The organism is Streptomyces sp. NPDC037288 (genome assembly GCF_055603265.1).
This window is the reverse complement of sequence record NZ_JBVJVY010000191.1, coordinates 1-2,135: the sequence shown is the minus strand read 5'-3', so window position 1 is coordinate 2,135 and position 2,135 is coordinate 1. Positions and strand designations below refer to the sequence as shown.

Here is a 2,135-nt window from a genome sequence, read left to right as displayed (position 1 = left end):
GGCGTGGCGTCCACCAGGGCCTTCGCGTAGGCGGCGCCCTGGTCCGGGCCCGCGCTGATGAGCTGCTGCAGCAGCGCCTTGGACAGGCCGCGCTTGGCGAGGGTCTGGATGTTCTTCCCGAAGGCCTTGATCTGGTTCAGACGGACGGTGAGGCCGGAGAGGATGCCGCCGGCGTCGAAGGTGTTCCCGCCGTTCGGGAGGGATGTCATCTGCGCAAACTGGTTGGCCTGGTTGGTGGAGTCCGCTGCCAGCTGGTTCGCCGCTGTGATCTTCGCGGCGATGGCGTCCCGCTGCTTCGCCAAGACGTCCAGTTTCTGCGTCTGTGCCTTGATGCTGGCGAGCAGCCTGTTGTCCAGGGTGGTCTTCACGCCCTTGAAAGCGTTCTTGATCGCGGTGGCAACCTTCGACATAGCAGCATCGATCTGAGCCGCAGTAGCGGTCAGCTGCTTGAGGAAGTCCCCGCCCACGCTTGCGGCGATCGGACCGGTGTCGACCTTCTTGCCGCCGACCTTGATGACGCCGCCGGAAGCGTAGCCGCGGGGCAGACCCCGGCCGATCCGGACCCCACCGCCGAGGATGCCGCCTTGGGCGTAGCCGCCGGGCCGGTTGTACGCCGCGGAGAGGCTGCCGTACCGGGCAAGGGCGTAGCGCATGCTCGCGTAGATGTTGGCGAGCGGGTCGACGGAGACGCCGTACAGGAACGGGCCGGTGTTGCGGTAGGGGCCGGCGTAGGCGCGGAATGTGGAGTCGATGACCTGCATCAGGCCGACGCTGGGATGGCCGGCCTTCCAGTTGGAGTCCGTCGTGTTGACGATGCGGGGGTTGCCGCTGGACTCCTGGTTCATGCGGCGCAGTGTCGTGTTGACGAGGCTGAGGGACTGGTGGACCTGGCCGAGGGCCTGCTGGACGACGCCGCGCCAGCGCTGCACGCCGGAGCCGCCGTCACCGCCTCCGCTGCCGTCGCCAACGATGTACGGCATCGGGTCGACGGACTTGCCGTGCAGGCGGGCCTCCAGGTGAAGGTGGGGGCCGGTGACGTTACCGGTGGCGCCCACACTGCCGACCCGGGCACCCTGCTTGATCCCAGCACCGACCTTGGCGGCGATCGCGGACATGTGCGCGTACAGCGACTCCAGGCCGCCGCCGTGGGAGATGAGGACGTGCTGCCCGTAGGGGCCGCCGTTGATGGCGGATTCGACGGTGCCATTGTCGACCGCGACGACCTTGGTTCCGATAGCGGCGGGGAAGTCCAGGCCGGTGTGCCGGCCACTTGACCACATGGAGCCGCGGACCCCGAACTTCGTTCCGAACGGCACGTTGACTGGTTTGATCCACTGCCCGGACGCGTCGGGGATGTCCTTGCCGCGGATGTAGTCGATGGCCTTGTCGATGAAGTTCAGCGGGGCGTGCGCGACCGCTCCCGGCCACGTGTTGGTGTTGGTACCCAGGACCTTGTTGATGCCGGACTTGATCGGCTTGAACGCCTTCTCGGCCAGGTCGGCGAGGCCGCCGCGTACCGCGTTCTCGCCCTTCTTCAGGACGCCGCCCACGGTGTCGGCGATGCCGGATCCGATGCTGCCCAGGGTGCCGAGGATGCCGCCCTCGCTGAATCCGTACTGGGCGCGGGCGACCGCAGGATGCTGGCCGCGTATCGCTGCCTGGTTCATGGCGTACAGGCGCTGACGCTCGTACGGGTCCCGCATCACCTCGGAGACGTAGACGCCCTCGCCGCGGCGCATGGGGACAAGCTGGTCGTCGCCATCCCTGAACGTGGACCAGCCGGGCAGGATGCCGCCTCGGGCGAAGCCCTTCGGGATAGACATCGGCTTCATGTCCGGGATGCCCGGAATCTTGCCAGCTGTGGCATTCCAGACGGAAACCAAGCCTTTATTATACACCGTGTCAATAAAGAACCGGATGGGGGCTGCGGCCAGCCTCTTCAGTCCTGACCAGGCGTCACCGATGCCGTCACGGACGGACTTGAACGCGCCTGTCAGTCCGTCACCGAACTTGTCGAAGCCTTCCCGGACCAGCTTCCACGCGCCGGACGCGATCGATTTGACGTTGTCCCAGAACGCCTTCCAGATCGCTGCGGCGCCGTCCTTGAGATCCTGGAATCGGCCGACGATGCCGTC

1 protein-coding gene is annotated in these 2,135 nt (G+C 66.8%); it reads right to left on the bottom strand.

The genetic code is table 11. From position 1 onward, the window contains the following. Positions 1–2,135: peptidoglycan DD-metalloendopeptidase family protein (locus ACZ7GZ_RS43140; protein WP_471033311.1), on the bottom strand; the 2,135-nt coding region annotated here is incomplete at both ends.